The 16,084-nt window shown below is 73.6% G+C and carries 18 protein-coding genes and 2 pseudogenes; 10 read left to right on the top strand and 10 right to left on the bottom strand.

All coding sequences use genetic code 11. The annotated features are described in order from the left end of the window. From VKA29_RS19360 to VKA29_RS19370, 3 genes are all read right to left on the bottom strand, one after another. The coding region (locus VKA29_RS19360) for a molybdopterin-dependent oxidoreductase (RefSeq protein ID WP_324787122.1) at nt 1-422 on the bottom strand (422 nt) is incomplete at its 3' end. Between the two features lie 321 nt (nt 423-743). Beyond that, a complete protein-coding gene (locus tag VKA29_RS19365) occupies nt 744-1,388 on the bottom strand; it encodes a TetR/AcrR family transcriptional regulator (protein ID WP_324787123.1) in 645 nt (214 codons plus the stop codon). Continuing rightward, nucleotides 1,385-1,987, bottom strand: a complete 603-nt coding sequence (locus tag VKA29_RS19370; protein ID WP_324787124.1) for a hypothetical protein — start codon at nt 1,985-1,987, stop codon at nt 1,385-1,387. Before VKA29_RS19370 ends, VKA29_RS19365 begins: the two co-directional genes overlap by 4 nt. Before the next feature lie 155 nt (nt 1,988-2,142). Here VKA29_RS19370 and hmgA point away from each other — a divergent pair, with 155 nt between their 5' ends. Genes hmgA through VKA29_RS19385 form a run of 3 tightly spaced genes read left to right on the top strand, consistent with a single transcriptional unit; the run spans nt 2,143 to nt 5,465 of the window. Further along, nucleotides 2,143-3,504, top strand: coding sequence for a homogentisate 1,2-dioxygenase (gene hmgA / locus VKA29_RS19375; protein WP_324787125.1), 1,362 nt, complete (start codon nt 2,143-2,145; stop codon nt 3,502-3,504). Nucleotides 3,505-3,531: 27 nt separating this feature from the next. Next, entirely contained in the window at nt 3,532-4,281 is a 750-nt protein-coding gene (locus VKA29_RS19380; RefSeq protein WP_324787126.1) for a GntR family transcriptional regulator, read from the top strand. Between the two features lie 26 nt (nt 4,282-4,307). Beyond that, nucleotides 4,308-5,465, top strand: a complete 1,158-nt coding sequence (locus VKA29_RS19385) for a type ISP restriction/modification enzyme (RefSeq protein WP_324787139.1) — start codon at nt 4,308-4,310, stop codon at nt 5,463-5,465. 333 nt (nt 5,466-5,798) lie between these two features. Here VKA29_RS19385 and VKA29_RS19390 read toward each other — a convergent pair whose 3' ends face one another. From VKA29_RS19390 to VKA29_RS19400, 3 genes and pseudogenes are all read right to left on the bottom strand, one after another. Then, nucleotides 5,799-6,068, bottom strand: a complete 270-nt coding sequence (locus tag VKA29_RS19390) for a hypothetical protein (protein WP_324787127.1) — start codon at nt 6,066-6,068, stop codon at nt 5,799-5,801. 126 nt (nt 6,069-6,194) lie between these two features. After that, nucleotides 6,195-7,013, bottom strand: a complete 819-nt coding sequence (locus tag VKA29_RS19395) for an anti-sigma factor (RefSeq protein WP_324787128.1) — start codon at nt 7,011-7,013, stop codon at nt 6,195-6,197. Further along, nucleotides 7,010-7,162: pseudogene (locus VKA29_RS19400) on the bottom strand (sigma factor-like helix-turn-helix DNA-binding protein); the annotation flags it as partial. The gene VKA29_RS19395 and the pseudogene VKA29_RS19400, both read right to left, overlap by 4 nt. A 2-nt stretch (nt 7,163-7,164) precedes the next feature. Between VKA29_RS19400 and VKA29_RS19405 the strand changes: the two are divergent. Together VKA29_RS19405 and VKA29_RS19410 are read left to right on the top strand one after the other, a co-directional pair. After that, nucleotides 7,165-7,575: pseudogene (locus VKA29_RS19405) on the top strand (sulfite exporter TauE/SafE family protein); the annotation flags it as partial. Between the two features lie 63 nt (nt 7,576-7,638). Further along, nucleotides 7,639-9,249: a serine/threonine-protein kinase gene (locus VKA29_RS19410; RefSeq protein WP_324787129.1), complete on the top strand. Its 1,611-nt coding sequence runs from the start codon at nt 7,639-7,641 to the stop codon at nt 9,247-9,249. Between the two features lie 3 nt (nt 9,250-9,252). On the opposite strand, the gene VKA29_RS19415 is transcribed toward VKA29_RS19410, so the two are convergent. After that, complete coding sequence (locus VKA29_RS19415; protein ID WP_324787130.1) at nt 9,253-10,050, bottom strand: SGNH/GDSL hydrolase family protein; 798 nt, start codon at nt 10,048-10,050, stop codon at nt 9,253-9,255. 438 nt (nt 10,051-10,488) lie between these two features. On the opposite strand from VKA29_RS19415, the gene VKA29_RS19420 reads away from it, so the two are divergent. After that, nucleotides 10,489-11,583 (top strand): DUF5925 domain-containing protein, encoded by a 1,095-nt coding sequence (locus VKA29_RS19420; RefSeq protein ID WP_324787131.1) that lies wholly within the window; start codon nt 10,489-10,491, stop codon nt 11,581-11,583. A gap of 33 nt (nt 11,584-11,616) precedes the next feature. After that, a complete protein-coding gene (locus VKA29_RS19425) occupies nt 11,617-12,432 on the top strand; it encodes a DUF72 domain-containing protein (RefSeq protein ID WP_324787132.1) in 816 nt (271 codons plus the stop codon). Between the two features lie 63 nt (nt 12,433-12,495). Here VKA29_RS19425 and VKA29_RS19430 read toward each other — a convergent pair whose 3' ends face one another. Next, nucleotides 12,496-12,867 (bottom strand): GntR family transcriptional regulator, encoded by a 372-nt coding sequence (locus tag VKA29_RS19430; RefSeq protein ID WP_324787133.1) that lies wholly within the window; start codon nt 12,865-12,867, stop codon nt 12,496-12,498. Nucleotides 12,868-12,937: 70 nt separating this feature from the next. On the opposite strand from VKA29_RS19430, the gene VKA29_RS19435 reads away from it, so the two are divergent. After that, nucleotides 12,938-13,867 carry a GNAT family N-acetyltransferase gene (locus VKA29_RS19435; RefSeq protein WP_324787134.1) on the top strand — a complete coding sequence of 310 codons (930 nt, stop codon included), beginning with the start codon at nt 12,938-12,940 and terminating at the stop codon, nt 13,865-13,867. Further along, nucleotides 13,848-14,354, top strand: a complete 507-nt coding sequence (locus VKA29_RS19440) for a DUF402 domain-containing protein (RefSeq protein ID WP_324787135.1) — start codon at nt 13,848-13,850, stop codon at nt 14,352-14,354. The genes VKA29_RS19435 and VKA29_RS19440 overlap by 20 nt, the downstream gene beginning before the upstream one ends. Nucleotides 14,355-14,377: 23 nt before the next feature. Here the strand turns inward: VKA29_RS19440 and VKA29_RS19445 are convergent, their stop codons facing one another. After that, a complete protein-coding gene (locus VKA29_RS19445; RefSeq protein ID WP_324787136.1) occupies nt 14,378-15,001 on the bottom strand; it encodes a class I SAM-dependent methyltransferase in 624 nt (207 codons plus the stop codon). Nucleotides 15,002-15,140: 139 nt separating this feature from the next. On the opposite strand from VKA29_RS19445, the gene VKA29_RS19450 reads away from it, so the two are divergent. Then, nucleotides 15,141-15,275 (top strand): hypothetical protein, encoded by a 135-nt coding sequence (locus VKA29_RS19450; RefSeq protein WP_324787137.1) that lies wholly within the window; start codon nt 15,141-15,143, stop codon nt 15,273-15,275. On the opposite strand, the gene VKA29_RS19455 is transcribed toward VKA29_RS19450, so the two are convergent. Further along, entirely contained in the window at nt 15,276-15,743 is a 468-nt protein-coding gene (locus tag VKA29_RS19455; RefSeq protein ID WP_324787138.1) for an N-acetyltransferase, read from the bottom strand. It abuts the gene before it with no gap. Between the last annotated feature and the right edge of the window lie 341 nt (nt 15,744-16,084).

The following is a 16,084-nucleotide window of genomic DNA, read 5'->3' on the forward strand; positions in this document are numbered from 1 at the left end:
TGCTTGGGCATCTGGTCGACCGTGGAGGCGGTGAAGAGGCTGCGGGTGCCGAGGCCGGCCAGCAGGAGCGGGGGGTAGAGGCCGCCGGCCATGGTGTGGACGTTGGGGTTGCCGAGGACGACGCCGACGGAGTGCGGCCCGTGGCGCTCGACGACCGGCCGGATGCCCGCGGCGACCGCGTCGAACGCCTCCTGCCAGGTCGCCTCGCGCAGTTCGCCGTCGCGGCGCACGAGCGGGGTGCGCAGCCGGTCGGGGTCGCCGTCGACGGCCCCGAAGGCGGCGCCCTTGGGGCAGATGAACCCCTTGCTGAACACGTCGTCGCGGTCCCCGCGGGCGCCGGTGACCCGGGTGCCCTCGACGGTGAGGGTCAGCCCGCAGGTGGCCTCGCAGAGGGGGCAGATGCGCAGGGCGGTGCGGGACACGGGTCCTCCCGGAGGGCGGCGGCGGTGACGCTCGGGCACGGGGCAGCATACCGACCGGTAGGGATGGAGGGGAGACCCCTGCGGGGAAGCGACCGGAAACCGCGCCGACCCCGCCACGGGCGGCGGGCGCGGGCGCGGACGGCGAGCGCGGGCGCGGGCGGCGGGCGCGGGCGCGGGCGGCGGGCGCGGCCGCCAGGACGGCGAGCGCTGCCCCTGGACATCGGACACTGCCGCCACGACCGCGGACCATCGGCCCGGCAGGCCCACCGGCCATCGGCCCGGCAGGCCCAGCGACCATCGGCCCAGCAGGCCCGCCGACCGTCAGTCCAGCAGGCCCGCCAGGTAGGCCCGCAGCAGCCTCCGCGCCTCGTTGATGATCTTCTCGTCACCCTCCGGATCCATGCGGAAGGCCAGTTGGACGAGGGTGTCGGCGGTTTCCACGGCGACGAGGAAGGCGCGGCGCATGTCCTCGTCGGGTTCCCGGGCGAGGTAGCCGGAGAGCAGGTCGGTGAGACGGTCGGCGACGCGGTGGTTGGGTTCGGACTGGCGGACGCCGACCGGGATCTGGTTGCCGAAGTCGACGAGGGAGAAGCCGGGCGCGGTCCGCTTCATGGCCAGGTACTCGTCGAGGACGGCGTCCATCGCGGTGCGCCAGCCGCCCCCGCCGGGCGCACCGGGCGCACCGGCGTCGCCGGCCCCGCGGAGCCGTTCGGTGACGCGTTCGGTGAAGCGCTCCAGGTTGCGCTGGGCGAGCGCGTCGGCCATCTGGCGCTTGTTGCCGAAGAAGCGGTAGACGGAGCCGATGGGAACCCCCGCGCGCTGCGCCACGGCCCGGGTGCTCAGGGCGTCGTAGCCGACCTCGTCGAGGAGGTCGGCGCAGGCGTCGAGGATCCTGGTGAGCCGTTCGGCGCTGCGCCGCTGCACGGGCGCACGGCGAAGCGAAGTCGCGTGGGGCACGGGTTTCATGATGCCTTTCCGCTGCGGTCCGGTGAACCTCGCCCCCCAGTACGGAGGTCGGTGCCCGATGCACTCAACGTCCCCGTGCCCGCGCCGGCGGCCGGGGCCGGCCGCGCCCCGGACGCGGTGATGTCGGCGGTGCTCTCGACGGGCCGGCCGTCCACCGCCCACGCCGTGCCGTCGTCGGCGTACAGGCGGGCGGTGACATGGTGCGTGCCGCGCGGGACGAGACGCGCGGCCAGCCGGTGGGCGGGGCCGCGCAGGCGCGTGACGAGCCGGCCGTCGACGAAGAGGTACGCCAGGCCGCGCCCGGCGACGGCCTCGGCCCCCGCGCCTGCGGGCGAGAAGCGGAAGCCGCGGACGGTCAGGCGTACGTCCCAGGTGTCGCCGGCGTCCGGCTGCACCTCGATCTTCACCTCGGGCGCGCCCTTGCCGTCCACCTCCCGGTAGCGGTGCCCCAGCTCGTCGGTGTCGTCGAGGAGACGGCCGGCCGGCGAGGCCGACGCGCCCGGCCCGCCGTCGTCCGCTCCGGAGCCGCAGCCCGCGGATCCGGCCAGCGACAGGACACAGACCGCGAGCACGGCCGGTAGTCCCCGTGTCCACGACATGCTCCGGAGACTAGAACACGGGTCCGACGCGCGAATCCCCCTGAAGACTGGTTCCGGTTCCTCCCTGGTGAGGAGGTCCGGCCGTGCTCTTGCGCCCGCGAAATCTGAATCCTACGGTGTTACATAGGAATCAGAGCGCAAGGGAGCGAGCGATCATGAGCGATGGGGGTGCCCCCCGCGCGAGCGGGCTGGAGCGCGGAGGAGCGCGCAAGGCCGCGGAGGGACTGAGCTACCTCTCCGGTTTCGGCAACGAGCACAGCTCCGAAGCCGTACCGGGCGCCCTGCCCGAGGGCCGCAACGCGCCGCAACGCGCCCCCCTCGGACTGTACGCGGAGCAGCTCAGCGGCACGGCGTTCACCGAGCCGCGGGCGCACAACCGCCGTTCCTGGCTGTACCGCATCCGCCCGTCGGCCGCGCATCCGGCGTTCGAGCGCGCGGACAACGGCGCGATCCGCACGGCGCCGTTCACCGAGTCGGTGCCCGACCCCAACCGGCTGCGCTGGGACCCGCTGCCCGTGCCGCCCGCGGGCACGGACTTCCTCGCGGGCCTGTGGACCCTGGGCGGCAACGGCGACGCGGCGCAGCGCGCCGGGATGGCCGTGCACCTCTACCACGCGGATGCCTCGATGGAGCGGGTCTTCAGCGACGCCGACGGGGAACTGCTGATCGTGCCGGAGCGCGGCGGACTGCTGCTGCGCACGGAGTTCGGGCTGCTGCACGTGGAGCCGTCCGAGGTGGCGCTGATCCCCCGTGGTGTGCGCTTCCGGGTGGAGCTGCTGGACGACTTCGCGCGCGGCTACGTGTGCGAGAACTACGGGGCGCCCTTCCGCCTCCCCGACCTCGGCCCCATCGGCGCGAACGGCCTGGCCAACGCACGGGACTTCCGCGCGCCGGTCGCCGCGTACGAGGACGTCGAGGGCCCGGTGGAGGTGGTGAACAAGTTCTGCGGCAACCTGTGGCGGGCGACCTACGGCCATTCCCCGCTCGACGTCGTCGCCTGGCACGGAAACCATGTGCCGTACGTCTACGACCTGCGCCGCTTCAACGTCATCGGCTCCATCTCCTACGACCACCCCGATCCGTCGATCTTCACGGTGCTGACGTCCCCGTCGGACACCCCGGGCCTGGCCGGCATCGACTTCGTGGCGTTCGCACCGCGCTGGCTGGTGGGCGAGGACACCTTCCGGCCGCCGTACTTCCACCGGAACGTGATGAGCGAGTACATGGGGCTGATCGAGGGCGCCTACGACGCGAAGACGGCCGGAGAGGGCGGTTTCGTCCCGGGGGGCGGCTCGCTGCACAACATGATGTCGGCGCACGGTCCGGACCGGGAGACCTTCGACCGCGCGAGCGCCGCCGAACTGCGGCCGCAGAAGATCGACGACGGTCTGGCGTTCATGTTCGAGACCCGCTGGCCGGTGACGCTGACCGCGCAGGCGGCCGGTGCCGAGCACCTGCAACCGCGTTACGACGACGTGTGGGAGGGACTGGAGCGGCACTTCCGCCCCTTGCACTGAAGATCTCCGACAGGTACGGATGGGCCCGTGACCTCCTTCGCCCCGGATTCGATCGTCCTGAACCGCAAGCTGCCGCTGTGGTACCAGGTGTCGCAGTCGCTGCGCGCCTCGATACTCGGCCGCTCGCCCCAGGACCCGCTGCGCCTGCCCACCGAGGAACAGCTGGCGGGGCACTACGGGGTGAGCGTGCTGACCATGCGGCAGGCGCTGAAGGAGCTGGAGGACGAGGGCCTGATCACCCGCCACCGCCGCCGCGGCACCTTCATCGAGCCGGACGCCCGCCGGGCCGCCCCGGTGCGGCTGCTCGGCTCGGTGGACGCGATCGTGGCCCAGCAGTCCGGCATGGCGACCGAACTGCTGGACCACGGCTCGGTGTCGGTGCCGGCCGAGGTCGCCGAGTACTTCCCGGACCTTCAGCAGGTGGCGACCTACCACCGCCTGCGGTGCGACGAGAAGACCGGCGAGCCGACCAACCACGCCCGCAACTACGTCCGTCCCGAGCTGGCCGCGCGCATCGATCCCGCGGACCTGGCGCGCTGGCCGATGACCAAGGTGCTGCGGGACGTCGTCGGGGTGGACATCAGCCGTATCACGGACATCGTGGAGGCACGGCTGGCGGACCCGGAGACGGCGCGGCTGCTCCAAGTGCCGCTGCTCAGCCCGATCCTGCACTACACGGGCGTGACCTACGACGCGGACGGCCGGGTGCTGGACGCGGCGGTGATCCACTACCGCGGCGACCGTTTCTCCTTCACGGTCACACTCGACGCCACCTGAGGTGACGGTCGGTGACACACCGTACGATGACCGGCGTGACGCATGACGACGCTCCGCCGCTGGCGGACCTCATGCCGTGGTCCGTCGCACCGCCGCGGCTCGGCCGGGGGTGGCCGACGGCCCCCGACGCGGCGTCCCTGAAGGCCCGTTGGGACGCGCTGCTGAAGGCGGACGGCCCCGACCGGGAGGCCCTTTTCCAGCCGACCCGCGCACGCACGCTGCACTCGGCGGTCGGCCAGTTGCCGGGCGGGGCCGGCGGGACCCGGCGGCTGGCCCGCGCCTCGGATGCGTGCGCGGAGCCGGTACGGGTGCTGCACGCGCCCTTCGACGAGCAGTGGCTGATCCCCGACCACCGGCTGATCGACGCGGCCCGCCCCGAGTTGTGGCGGGTGGCGGACGAGCACCAGGTCTTCACGGTGGAGACGGGCGCGGACAGCGGACCGCCCCTGCTCGCCACGTCCCGCCTGCCGCTGCTGCGCACCGGCCGCGTCCGCCCGCTGTACCGCCGCCCCGGCGGGGCCGAGCCCAACCTGGCGCCCGGGCTGGCGGAGCACCTGGGCGCGCGGCTCGGGCACACCCCGCCGCCGCTCGACGTACTCGCCTGGGTCCTGGCGACGGCGGGCCCGGCGCGCACCGTCCCGCTCACCGCCGACCCCGAGGTGTGGGCGCACGGCGTCGAGTCGGGACGCCGCCTGCTGTGGCTGATGCGCCGCGACGGGGAACGCCCCAAGCTGCCCGGCGGCCGCCGCCCCTACGTGCGCGCCCCGCTCCCGGCGCGCCCGCTCACCCTGCACTACGACCGCGACGAGGAGACGCTGCACCTGGACGGGGGCCGCATCTCCCCGGTGCCGCCCGAGGCCTGGGACTTCGAGGCGGCCGGGGTCCGGGTGCTGGAGCAGTGGTTCACGGCGCGGACGGCGGAACCGGAGCCGGGCACGCTGGCGGCGATCCGCCCGGCGGCCTGGCCGCAGGCCTGGACGTCGGAGCTGCTGGAACTGATCACGGTGCTGACCCTGGTCGCGGAGGTCCGGGCACGGCAGCGGGAACTGACGGTCACCAGCCCGGTCACGGCGGCCGACCTGGCCGCGGCCGGAGTGCTGCCCGTGCCGGAGTCGGCCCGCAGGCCGGCGTCGGTCCTGGACCACCACGAGGAGGGCCCGGAGGGCCAGTTCGCGCTGCTCTAGGCCCCACACGGATGCAGGATCTCTCGCGGGCACGGGATCTCTCCCTGGTGCGGGACCTCTCGCCGGGCCGCTGCTCCCCGGGGTGCGGAGCGGGTGGGACGCGCCGGGGCAGTGGGGCGAGTGTGGCCGGTGTGGCGGATGTGTGTCGGCCCGGGACGGGGGTGTTACGGGGGCGGGGGTACTACGGGCCGTGGCGCGGGCGGGGGGACGCGCCCGCGCCCGGGAGGCGCGCCGGGGCGCCGCTGCGGGCCGTGGGGATGACGGACGGCCGGTGCGGCGCACGCCGGTGCGGCTGGCCGCCCGAGCGCCGGCCTTGCCGGACGCAGGTGTCGTTCAGCGCCCCCCGAACAACGAGCGGCGCAGGCGGCGCAGCGGCGCGAACAGCGAGACGCGATGGACACGCGCGTCCCGGCCGCTGCGCTGGTGCGCGGTGTCGCGCGCGGTCAGCTCACGCATGAGCGAGGTCGCCTCGGCCGTCTCCCGCTGCGGGACGGCGGGTCCCGCCAGCACCGAGAGATGGCGGTCGAGACGCGAACTGGTCGCACTGCTCCCGCAGGTGATCGCAGGGACCCTCGCCCTGCTGCGCACTGTTATCTGTTCCATGTCACTCCCCACCCGTACGAGTCCACCCGGCCCGGGCAGGGTAACCCTATCGCCACCTTGCGGCACTCGTGTATCGCGGTCACAGGATTCACCTTCCCCATAAGGAGGTTGACGACCCCTCCTTCATTACTCTCCGAATCCGACAGTTTTCAGGGCGAGTTGGACAACAGGCTGACCGGTGGGTTGCGGTGAGCCGCCGTCCGGCTCGACGGTCACCGCGAGTGACGTCGCCGACCTGGCGAGGCCGGTCGCGACCAAGGGCGTGTCGCCGCCGGGGAACAGTCCGAGGGAGCGTGGCCGCGCACCGGGGCGCATGAGCCACAGCTGGTGCACCCGGCCGCCGGGCAGGTCGCCGTATCCGCTGAGGGTGACGACCGCGCGTCCCTCGGAGGCGGAGGCGACGACGGCGACGCTCCGGCCCCGGGCGTCCCGGTCGCCGGCCGAGCGGGCGTCGGGAGCTGCCAGAACGTGGGCGATCTCACGGTTCCGGGCGCGCTCGGCGTCCAGCTGGTACCGGGTCCGGTCGGCCTGGACGGCGAAGAGCGAGGCGACGACGAGGGCCGCGGCGGCGGTCGCCGTGGCGAACGGCACGAAGAGCGGGCGGCGCTCGCGAGGCGCACGGGTGCGCGACGGCGGCGGCTGCGTGCCCCAGACGTGCGGCGGCAACTGCGCTGTGTGCTCCCGCGCCGGGGCGGGCTCCTGCGGGGTGGCGCGTACGGCGGCCAGCACCCTCTCGCGCAGCGCGGCCGGCGGCGGGGCGGCCGCCGACCAGGCGAGGCGGACGGCGTCCTCGTGCAGCGCCCGCACCTCGGCGGAACAGGCGTCGCAGCTCCGCAGGTGTCTTTCGAAGCGGACGCGTTCCGCGGGTTCCAGGGCGTCGAGCGCGTAGGGGGCGGCGAGGGAGTGGACGTCCTCGCGGCGCAGCAGGCGGTCGAGGAGGCTCATGCCGTACCTCCCAGGCAGTCGCGCAGCCGGGTGAGTCCGTCGCGCATACGGGTCTTGACCGTGCCGAGCGGCAGGGACAGCCGCTCGGCCACTTCACGGTAGGTGTAGCCGTCGTAGTAGGCGAGGGTGACGGACTGGCGTTGCAGGGCGGCCCCACCCCCATGCCCACCCGGTCGAGCACACCCACGGCGGATTCACCCACTCCCACCCCACCGCGCCCACCCTCCGCGGCACGATCCTGCTCGGCTTCGCCGGAGGGCTCGTGCCCAGTGCGTCCGCGGTCGTCGTGCTGGTCGGAGCCGCGGCCCTGGGACAGGCCTGGTTCGGTCTGCTGCTGGTGGTCGCCTACGGCGCCGGGCTCGCCCTCACCCTCACCGCGGCCGGCATCGCCGTCGTGAAGCCGGGTACCGGCGTGAACCGGGTGCTGGACCGCCGCCCGCGCTGGACGTCCCGTCCGGCGGCGGCCCTGGCGCGCCGGACGGCTCCGCTCGGCTCGGCGTTCCTGGTGGTGGCGCTCGGGGCCGGATTGGTCCTCAAGGGGGCGGCATCCGCACTCGGCTGAGCTACTTTTGTGGAGAAATCACGCGCAGCGGAGACAGCACGCGGATGCGAAGGGGGCGCGCAGGTGTCCGAGGAGCCGGGCGGTGAACGGCTGGTCGCGGGCCGCTACCGTCTGCTGTCCCCTCTCGGCGAGGGCGGCATGGGGACGGTGTGGCGGGCGAGGGACGAGGTGCTGCACCGGGAGGTCGCCGTCAAGGAGGTGCGGGCGCCCGCCGGGCTGCCGGCGCAGGACGTCGAGCGGATGTACGCCCGCCTGGAGCGCGAGGCGTGGGCGGCGGCCCGGGTCTCCCACCGCAACGTGGTCACGGTGTACGACGTGGCCACTCAGGACGGCCGCCCGTGGATCGTGATGGAGCTGGTCCGGGGCATCTCGCTGGCCGAACTGCTGGACACCGAGGGCCCGTTGCCGCCCGAGCGCGCCGCGCGTATCGGCGCCGAGGTGCTGGCGGCGCTCCGGGCCGCGCACGCGGCCGGGGTGCTGCACCGGGACGTGAAGCCGGCCAACGTGCTGATGTCGAACGACGGCCGGGTGGTGCTCACCGACTTCGGCATCGCCATGGTGGAGGGGAGTTCGGCGCTGACCATGACCGGCGAGGTCATCGGCTCGCCCGAGTTCCTCGCGCCGGAGCGGGCGCTGGGCCGCAAGCCGGGCCCGGAGTCCGATCTGTGGTCGCTGGGCGTCCTGTTGTACGCGGCCGTCGAGGGCAACTCCCCGTTCCGTCATGACACCCCGCTGAACACGCTGCGCGCCGTCGTCGACGACGAGTTGCCGCCGCCGCGCCGGGCGGGCGCGCTCGCCCCCGTCGTCGAGGGGCTGCTGCGCAAGGATCCGGCCGAACGGCTGTCGGCCGAACGGGCCGAGCGGGACCTGCGGGTGGTCGCGGCGGGCGGCACCCCGCGCGCGGACGCGGTGGGGGCATCGCCGTACGCGCCGACCGTCGCGGGGTTCCCCGACCGGCAGGGCCCGACGCCGCCGATGCCGTACCCGGTCGGCCGGACCGGGCCCGGCTCCGGGCCGGGGACCACCGCGGACCCGGCGCCGCCGGGCCGCGGCCGGCGGGCCGTCGCGGTGCTGGTCGCCGGGCTGCTGGTGGCGGCCCTCGCCCTGGCCGGGCTGACGTACGCGCTGCTCGGCCGCGGCGACGGGGGCGGGAAGACGGACGGCGACACCGCCGGTTCGCAGGCCGCGAGTTCGCCGGCCGCCACCCGCGACGGGTCCGGCGGCCGAACGGCGAGCACCGCTCCGACGCCGAGCCGCAGCGGTACGACGGCCTCCGCCCCGGCGCAGTCGGTGAGCGTCACGCTGACGGGCTCGCACACCGACTACTCCGGCGCCTGTCCGCCGGACGGGAGCGAGGCGCCCGCCTTCACGGCGACCATCACCGTGGGCCGGCTGCCGGCCGAGGTGAGCTACCGCTGGCGGTCGGAGGACGGGCACGTGGTGGACACGGGGTGGAACACCCTGTCCTTCCCGGCGGGCGGCGGCCGGACCGGGCAGGACAGGGCGTCGGTGACGACGTACGACAGCACCGGGACGCTGCGCAGCGCGGTACGCGTCGAGGTGCGCTCCCCGGTGCACGCGACGTCCGATCCGGTGCCGTTCTCGGTGACGTGCGTGGCGGAGACCCCGTCAGGAGGGGCCTCCGCCGGCGCTTCCGACTCGGCTACGCCGTGAGCATCAGACGTTGTTGGCGAACGCGGGCAGGTAGCCGCCGGAGTGACCGGCCGCGGTGGGGTGGTACGACTCGCCGATGTTCGTCCAGTTGACGCTGTTCAGCCAGGAGCTGCCGGAGCAGATCTCGTGGCCGGTGAAGGTGGTGCGGACGTCGCCGAGGGTGAACCCGTGGCCGGCGACGGCCTTGGCGATGACGCTGTCGAGGTGGTCGGCCGCGTCGTTGATGGCCGACCGCTTGGTCTCGGACAGTCCGATGCAGCTGGTGCCCAGCTTGTAGAAGCGGGGGTAGTCGAGCACCACCACACGGGCGTTGGGCGCCTTGCTGCTGATGGCGGAGTAGACGTTGTTGAGCTTGCCGGGCAGCGTGGAGTCGATGTAGGCGTTCGCGGTGGCGATCCGCGACAGGCAGGTGCTGTCGGACGAGAGCACACAGGTCGTCATGACGTCGGCGAAGCCGGCGTCGTTGCCGCCGACGCTGATCGAGACCAGGCCGGTGGACGAGCTGAGCGACCCCATCTGGTTGGCGAGGACGTCGTCCGTGGTGGCGCCCGAGCAGGCGACGAAGCTGAAGGACGAAGGCGAGTTGGCGGCCGCCCAGAGGTACGGGTATGCCTTCGTGCTCCGCTTGCAGTCGCCGCTGGTGCTGATGTAACTGCCCGTGCCGACTCCGGAGGAGTAGGAGTCGCCGAGGGCCACGTACCCGCCGGTCACGGACGCGTGCGCCGCCGTGGCCCCGGTCAGGGCCGCACCGACGGCGAGAGCGATGGAACTGATGAACACGGCAATACGTGAACGTCTCATGGAACCTCCCTTTAGCAGGATCTCCGCCACAACGTTGGTACCAGCTACGCGCGTTGACGGGAAGTGTTCATGTCAAAAATGCTGAGACCTCGACAGCTCTCATGCCTGGGTTCACCCGATCGTGATCACACCTTCACGGCACACCGGTTGACAGACGATCAACTCTCCGGGAAGGCAGGGTCGCACCTCATCCGAACCTTTACCGAGCCTTGAACACGGAGGGGGCGAGAAGCACTCCAGGGGGACCCACGGCCCTTGACGCCCCTTCAGCGAGAAGCCCGGCAGAGGTGCCGACCGAGGGCGGGGCGGATGTCGTGCGGGCACGGCCCGGCAACGGCACGAAGGGGACACAACGGGCCACCGGGTCGCGGTCCGACACGCCCGGCGCACCATGGAAACCGGGTGCGTGGGACGCCCGGGTGCCGGATCATGGACGCCATGTCTGCGAACCCATACGACGCTCTGCCGGTCCGGCTCAACGTCGACGACAGCGACTCGCCGTCCGACGTCGTCGACGCGCTGTTCCTCGGCCGCTTCGCGACGGGCGAGCAGCCGTACTCCCACGCGGCGAACATCGACCGCGTACGGTCCGGGGCGACACTGCTGCCGCCCGGCGCACGGGTGCTGCGCGTCGCCCGCGACGACGACCGCAGTGCCACGCTGGCGGAGGGCGACGGCTGGACGCTGCTGGTCTCGCGCTGGAACCGGGGCGCCGACGTGACGGTCACGGCGACCACCCCCGAGCTGGCGAAGAAGGTCCTCGACCAGACCACGGACGGCGCCGCGGACGAGCCCGAACCCCAGCCGGAGAACGTGACGATGGGGTTCTGGTACGTCTCCCCCCGGCGCGGACCGCACCGCACCACCCGGCAGATCTCGGCGGGCACCTGGGACGAGGTGCGGGAGAACTACACCGCGCCCGTGGCGGACGCCATGGACCGCCTGATGAAGACGACGCCGCAGGACATCGCGGGCCGTCTGCTGCTGCTGCACGGCCCGCCGGGCACCGGCAAGACCTCGGCGCTGCGCACCCTCGCCCGGTCCTGGCGCGACTGGTGCCAGGTGGACTGCGTCCTGGACCCCGAGCGCCTGTTCTCCGACGTGGGGTACCTGATGGACATCGCGATCGGCGAGGAGGACGCGGCCGGCAAGGGCCGCTGGCGCCTGCTGCTCCTGGAGGACTGCGACGAGCTGATCCGCGGCGAGGCCAAGCACACCGCCGGCCAAGCCCTGTCCCGCCTGCTGAACCTGACGGACGGCCTGCTCGGCCAGGGCCGCAACGTCCTGGTGGGCGTGACCACCAACGAGGACCTGGAACGCCTGCACCCGGCGGTCGTCCGGCCCGGACGCTGCCTGGCCCGCATCGAGGTCGGCAGGCTGACCCGGCAGGAGGCGGTGAACTGGCTCGGCGGCGAGGAGGGCGTGGGCCGCGACGGGGCGACGCTGGCGGAGCTGTACGCGCTGCGCCGGGGCACCTCCCCGACGGCGCTGCCGGAACCGCGGGACGGCGCGGAGGCCGGGCTGTACCTGTAGGCCAGGTCCCGAACCGGGTGCTTTCATGGTCGTATGACCCTGTTGGCCGGAACGTCGGGATGGCAGTACAGGGACTGGCGGGGCGTGCTCTACCCGGCCGGGTGCCCGGTGCGACTGTGGCTGGAGGAGTACGCGCGGCGTTTCGCGACCGTGGAGCTGAACAACGCGTTCTACCGGCTGCCGGCGCGGGAGACCTTCGAGAGCTGGCGGGAGCGGGTGCCGCCGGACTTCGTCGTCGCGGTCAAGGCCAGCCGCTACCTGACCCACATCAAGCGGCTGCGGGAGCCGGAGGAGCCGGTGCACCGGCTGATGACGCACGCGGCCGGCCTCGGTGACCGGCTGGGCCCGGTGCTGCTCCAGCTCCCGCCGACGCTGCGAGCGGACGCGGGCCTGCTGGATGCCTGTCTGTCCCGCTTCCCTCCGGGCACGCGGGTGGCGGTGGAACCCCGCCACGACTCGTGGTGGACGCCGGAGGTCCGCCGGGTCCTGGAGCACCGGGGTGCGGCCCTGTGCTGGGCGGACGTGCTGGCCCGCCCGGTGACCCCGCTGTGGCGGACCGCGGACTGGGGCTACGTCCGCCTGCACCAGGGACGCGCCCGGCCCTGGCCGCACTACGGCCGACGGTCCCTGGAGAGCTGGGTCGACCGGATCGCCACCGCCTTCGCCGACGCCGAGGACACCTATGTGTACTTCAACAACGACCCCGGCGGGGCGGCGGTACGGGACGCGACGGCCTTCGGGAGGGCGGCGGCCAGGGCGGGACTCACCGTCACCCGCACCCCGAGCCGGCTACCGGCCGCCGCCGGGCCCGGAGAAATCGCTGCCGGTCCCGGTCTGATCGGTCCCTGACCTGTTCCGGCCTGATCAGGCCCTGATCAGGCCCTGACCTGTCCCAGCCCGGTCGCGGCCCGGTCAGTCCCGCCCGTAGCCCGCCCGCAGCGCGTCCCGTACGGCTTCCAGCGCGTCGTCCTGCGTCAGCCCCAGCCGCCGGGCCCGCTCCGCGTACGCCTGGGCCGCCGCCGCCAGTTCCCGCTCGGCGGCCGAGCCGGCGGCGGCCACGAACGTGCCGTTGCGCCCCCGCGTCTCGATCACCCCGTCGGTCTCCAGCGCCCGGTAGGCCTTCGCCACGGTGTTCGCCGCGAGCCCCAGTGACTCGGCCAGCCCCCGCACGGTCGGCAGCCGGTAGCCCACCGGCAGCGCACCCGACCGTGCCTGCTCGGAGATCTGCGCCCGTACCTGCTCGTACGGCGGGGCGGTGTCGTCGATGCGGATCTTCAAGGTCACCGCTCGATTGTCCCGCACGCGCCGGAAAACGAGAGGCACCCCGGCAGGCCCCGGCGTACCGTGCGCGCCTATGACAGTGATCGTGCGTGACCTCCGTCCCGACGACCGGGCCGACGTCGAAGCCTTCGCCCGGGTACGGCACCTCGCCCTCCCGTTCATCCTGTGGACCCCGGACGCGGTGCTCCACCACCTGGAGCACTCCCACCCCGACGCCCACTTCGCCTCCCTGGTCGCCGAGGAGGACGGCGAGGCGATCGGCACGGCCCAGGTGAGCCTGGCCCACGACACCGCGGAGCCCGGCCAGGGCCTGCTCACCGTCTACACGCACCCCGGCAGGACGCGCCGCGGCGCCGGCGGGCTCCTGGTGCGCGCGGCCGAGGACCACCTGGCCGCGCACGGGGCGACGAAGCTGTTCACCTGGGTGCTGGACACACCGGCCGACCGGGCCTTCGCCGAACGGCACGGCTACCGCGTCGGCCGCTCCGCCCACTTCCTCCGGCTGGACCTCGTCGGCGGTACGCTCCCGCCGCTCACGCCCCCACCGCCGGGTGTCGAGCTGCGCACCGCGGCCGACTTCGCGGACGATCCGCGCCCGCTGTTCGAGCTGGACGCGGAGACGATGTCGGACGAGCCGAGCGACCTCGACGCCGGGTTCGCCGACTACGACAACTGGATCAGGGTGAGCTGGCGGCATCCGCTGCTCGACCGGGAGCTGACCACCGTCGCGGTGGTCGACGGCAGGCCCGCCGCCTTCACCGTCGCCTACACCGACCGCGCCGGCCGGTATTCCACCGCCATGACCGGAACCGCCCGCGCCTTCCGCGGCCGGGGCCTGGCCAAGCTGGCCAAGAACGCCTCCCTGCACCGGGCCCGCGCGGCCGGCTGCCGGGAGGCGTTCACCGGCAACGACACCGGCAACGAGCCGATGATCGCGATCAACGAGTGGTTCGGGTACGAGCGCTGCGGAACGGAGGTGCGGTATGTCCGCGAACTCGGCTGAACCGGCCCGGCGGCTGAACGTCGTCCTGGTCAAGGCCGGCCGGACGAAGATCCGTTACCCGGCCGCACCGCTCGGCGACGACGGCACCAGGATCGTGGTCCGCGCGCCCTGGGCCGGTGACGGCGCGCGCGACTTCGGGTTCGTCCGCTTCGAGAAGGGCGACGTCTTCACCGAGTACTACTGGCGTAACCGCTGGTACTCGGTGAAGGAGGTGCGTGACACCGGCGGCCGTCTGAAGGGCTGGTACTGCGACATCACCCGGCCGGCCGCGCTCACCGGCGGGAACCTGGTCGTCGAGGACCTCGACCTGGACCTGTGGCGCTCCGCGGACGGCACGGACGTACGCCGTCTGGACGAGGACGAGTTCGCCGACAGCGGCCTGGCACACCGCGACCCGCGGGCGGCGGCCGCCGCCGTGGCCGCGCTGGACGAACTGGAGGCGCTGGCCCTGCGGCGCGACGGCGCCTTCGAGGCGCTGCTGGGCTGACACGGGCCCTCGTGCCCGGGTCCTCATACCCGTGCCACCACCGCGTACCGCTCGTCGTGCACCTCCTTCCCCCACAGCAGCGCGTCCCCGGACAGCCGCTCCACGCGCACCTCGCCGGCGAGCGGGGAGAGGAGTGCGGTGAGGCGGTCGGCGGGTATCCCGACCGGGCCGGCCGTCCCCCACACGCCCTCCACCAGCACGAACCGCCCTCCGGGGCGCAGCAGCCGGCGCCAGTGCCGCAGGGCGCGGCCGGGGTCGGGCAGCGCCCACAGCACATGACGCACCAGTACGACGTCGAAGCGCCGCTCCCCCACCGGCGGCAGCGCCGCGTCGCCGACGAGGAACACCACGTCACGCCCGGCCTGGCCGGCCGCTTTGGCTCGTGCGAGCCCGACCATGGCGGGCGAGCGGTCGACGCCGGTGACGTGGTGTCCCTGCTCGGCCGCGAGGAGCGACAGACTGCCCGTGCCGCAGCCGAGGTCGAGGACGTCGCCGGCCCGTCGGGGCAGCCAGCCGGTGAGCCGGCCGGCCCAGGCCCGGCGCACTCCGGGGTCGCGCAGGCCGTGGTCGGGCTCCTCGTCGAAGGCGGCGGCCCGCGCGTCCCAGTCCACATCCGCACCGGTCGGACCCTTGTCGCCAGATGTCATGGGCCCCAGAGTGACACCTGCCACTGACAGTCGAATCGTGACAACCACCACTGACAGACCCCCGTCGATGAGTCAGGCTCGCGAAAAGGGTCTACCTCCGTGACATCACGGAACCCGGTAGGCACTGAAGGAGGCAGCCATGCGCCGTACCACCGTGCACAAGCCCCTGAAGAGGACGGACGCCCGCCGGATCCGCGAGGAGGCCGACGAGCGCCCCGCCGCGCGCCCGGAGGTGCGCAAGGACATCGCGCGCACCTGGTGGCCGGACGGGTGATCAGCCCGGTCCCGCCCCGTCGTCCAGCCGCTTGCGGTAATGGACGCGGTCGTACGGCCCGTCCTGCCTCCGTTCCACGACCTCGTACCCGTAGCGCGGATAGATCCGCTGGTTCTCCCACATCCGCGCGTTCGTGTAGAGCCTGATCTCGGACAGCCCCAGCGCACGCGCGTGCGCGTCGACGAAGTGCAGCAGCCGCCGCCCCACGCCCCGTCCGCGGGCGTCGGGGTGGACGGCGACACTGTCGAGGAACAGGTGGTCGTCGTGCGCCTCGACGACCACCAGACCGACCACCGGGTCGCCCGTGACGAACACCCTGCCCGCGGCCACGTCCGCCGCGTGGTCCGCCCGCACGGGCACCGGCACCACTCCGATGCGCGCGATGTAGGGGTGGTACGCGGCGTGGGTCACGGCCCGTACCGCCGGCACGTCGTCGGCGGTGGCCGGCCGGATTCCCTGCTCCGTCATGGCGGGCACGCTACCTGCCTCAGCGCAGCCTGAGCACTCCCTTAACGGCACCATAAGGATCTCCCCCACCGGCCTCCAGCAGGCGATTCCACGTTCTTCCGGCGCTAGTTTCGGACCGCCCCCACGGGTTCCGCGGATCCGGGGTCCGCGGCACCGGGGTCCGCCTCCGGGTTCCACCCCCGGGTCGCGTCCCGCGCGTCATGTCGAGGACCGTCTCCGAGGAGTTCCCGTATGCCCGCACGCCGTCGCAAGGCCGCCGTCGCCGTCGCCGCCCTCGGCGCGGCCCCGCTCGCGCTGACCGCCCTCGCCGCCGCCCCGGCGTCCGCGCACGGCTCGATGGG

It is taken from the genome of Streptomyces sp. H51 (assembly GCF_035656535.1).
Lineage (GTDB): Bacteria > Actinomycetota > Actinomycetes > Streptomycetales > Streptomycetaceae > Streptomyces.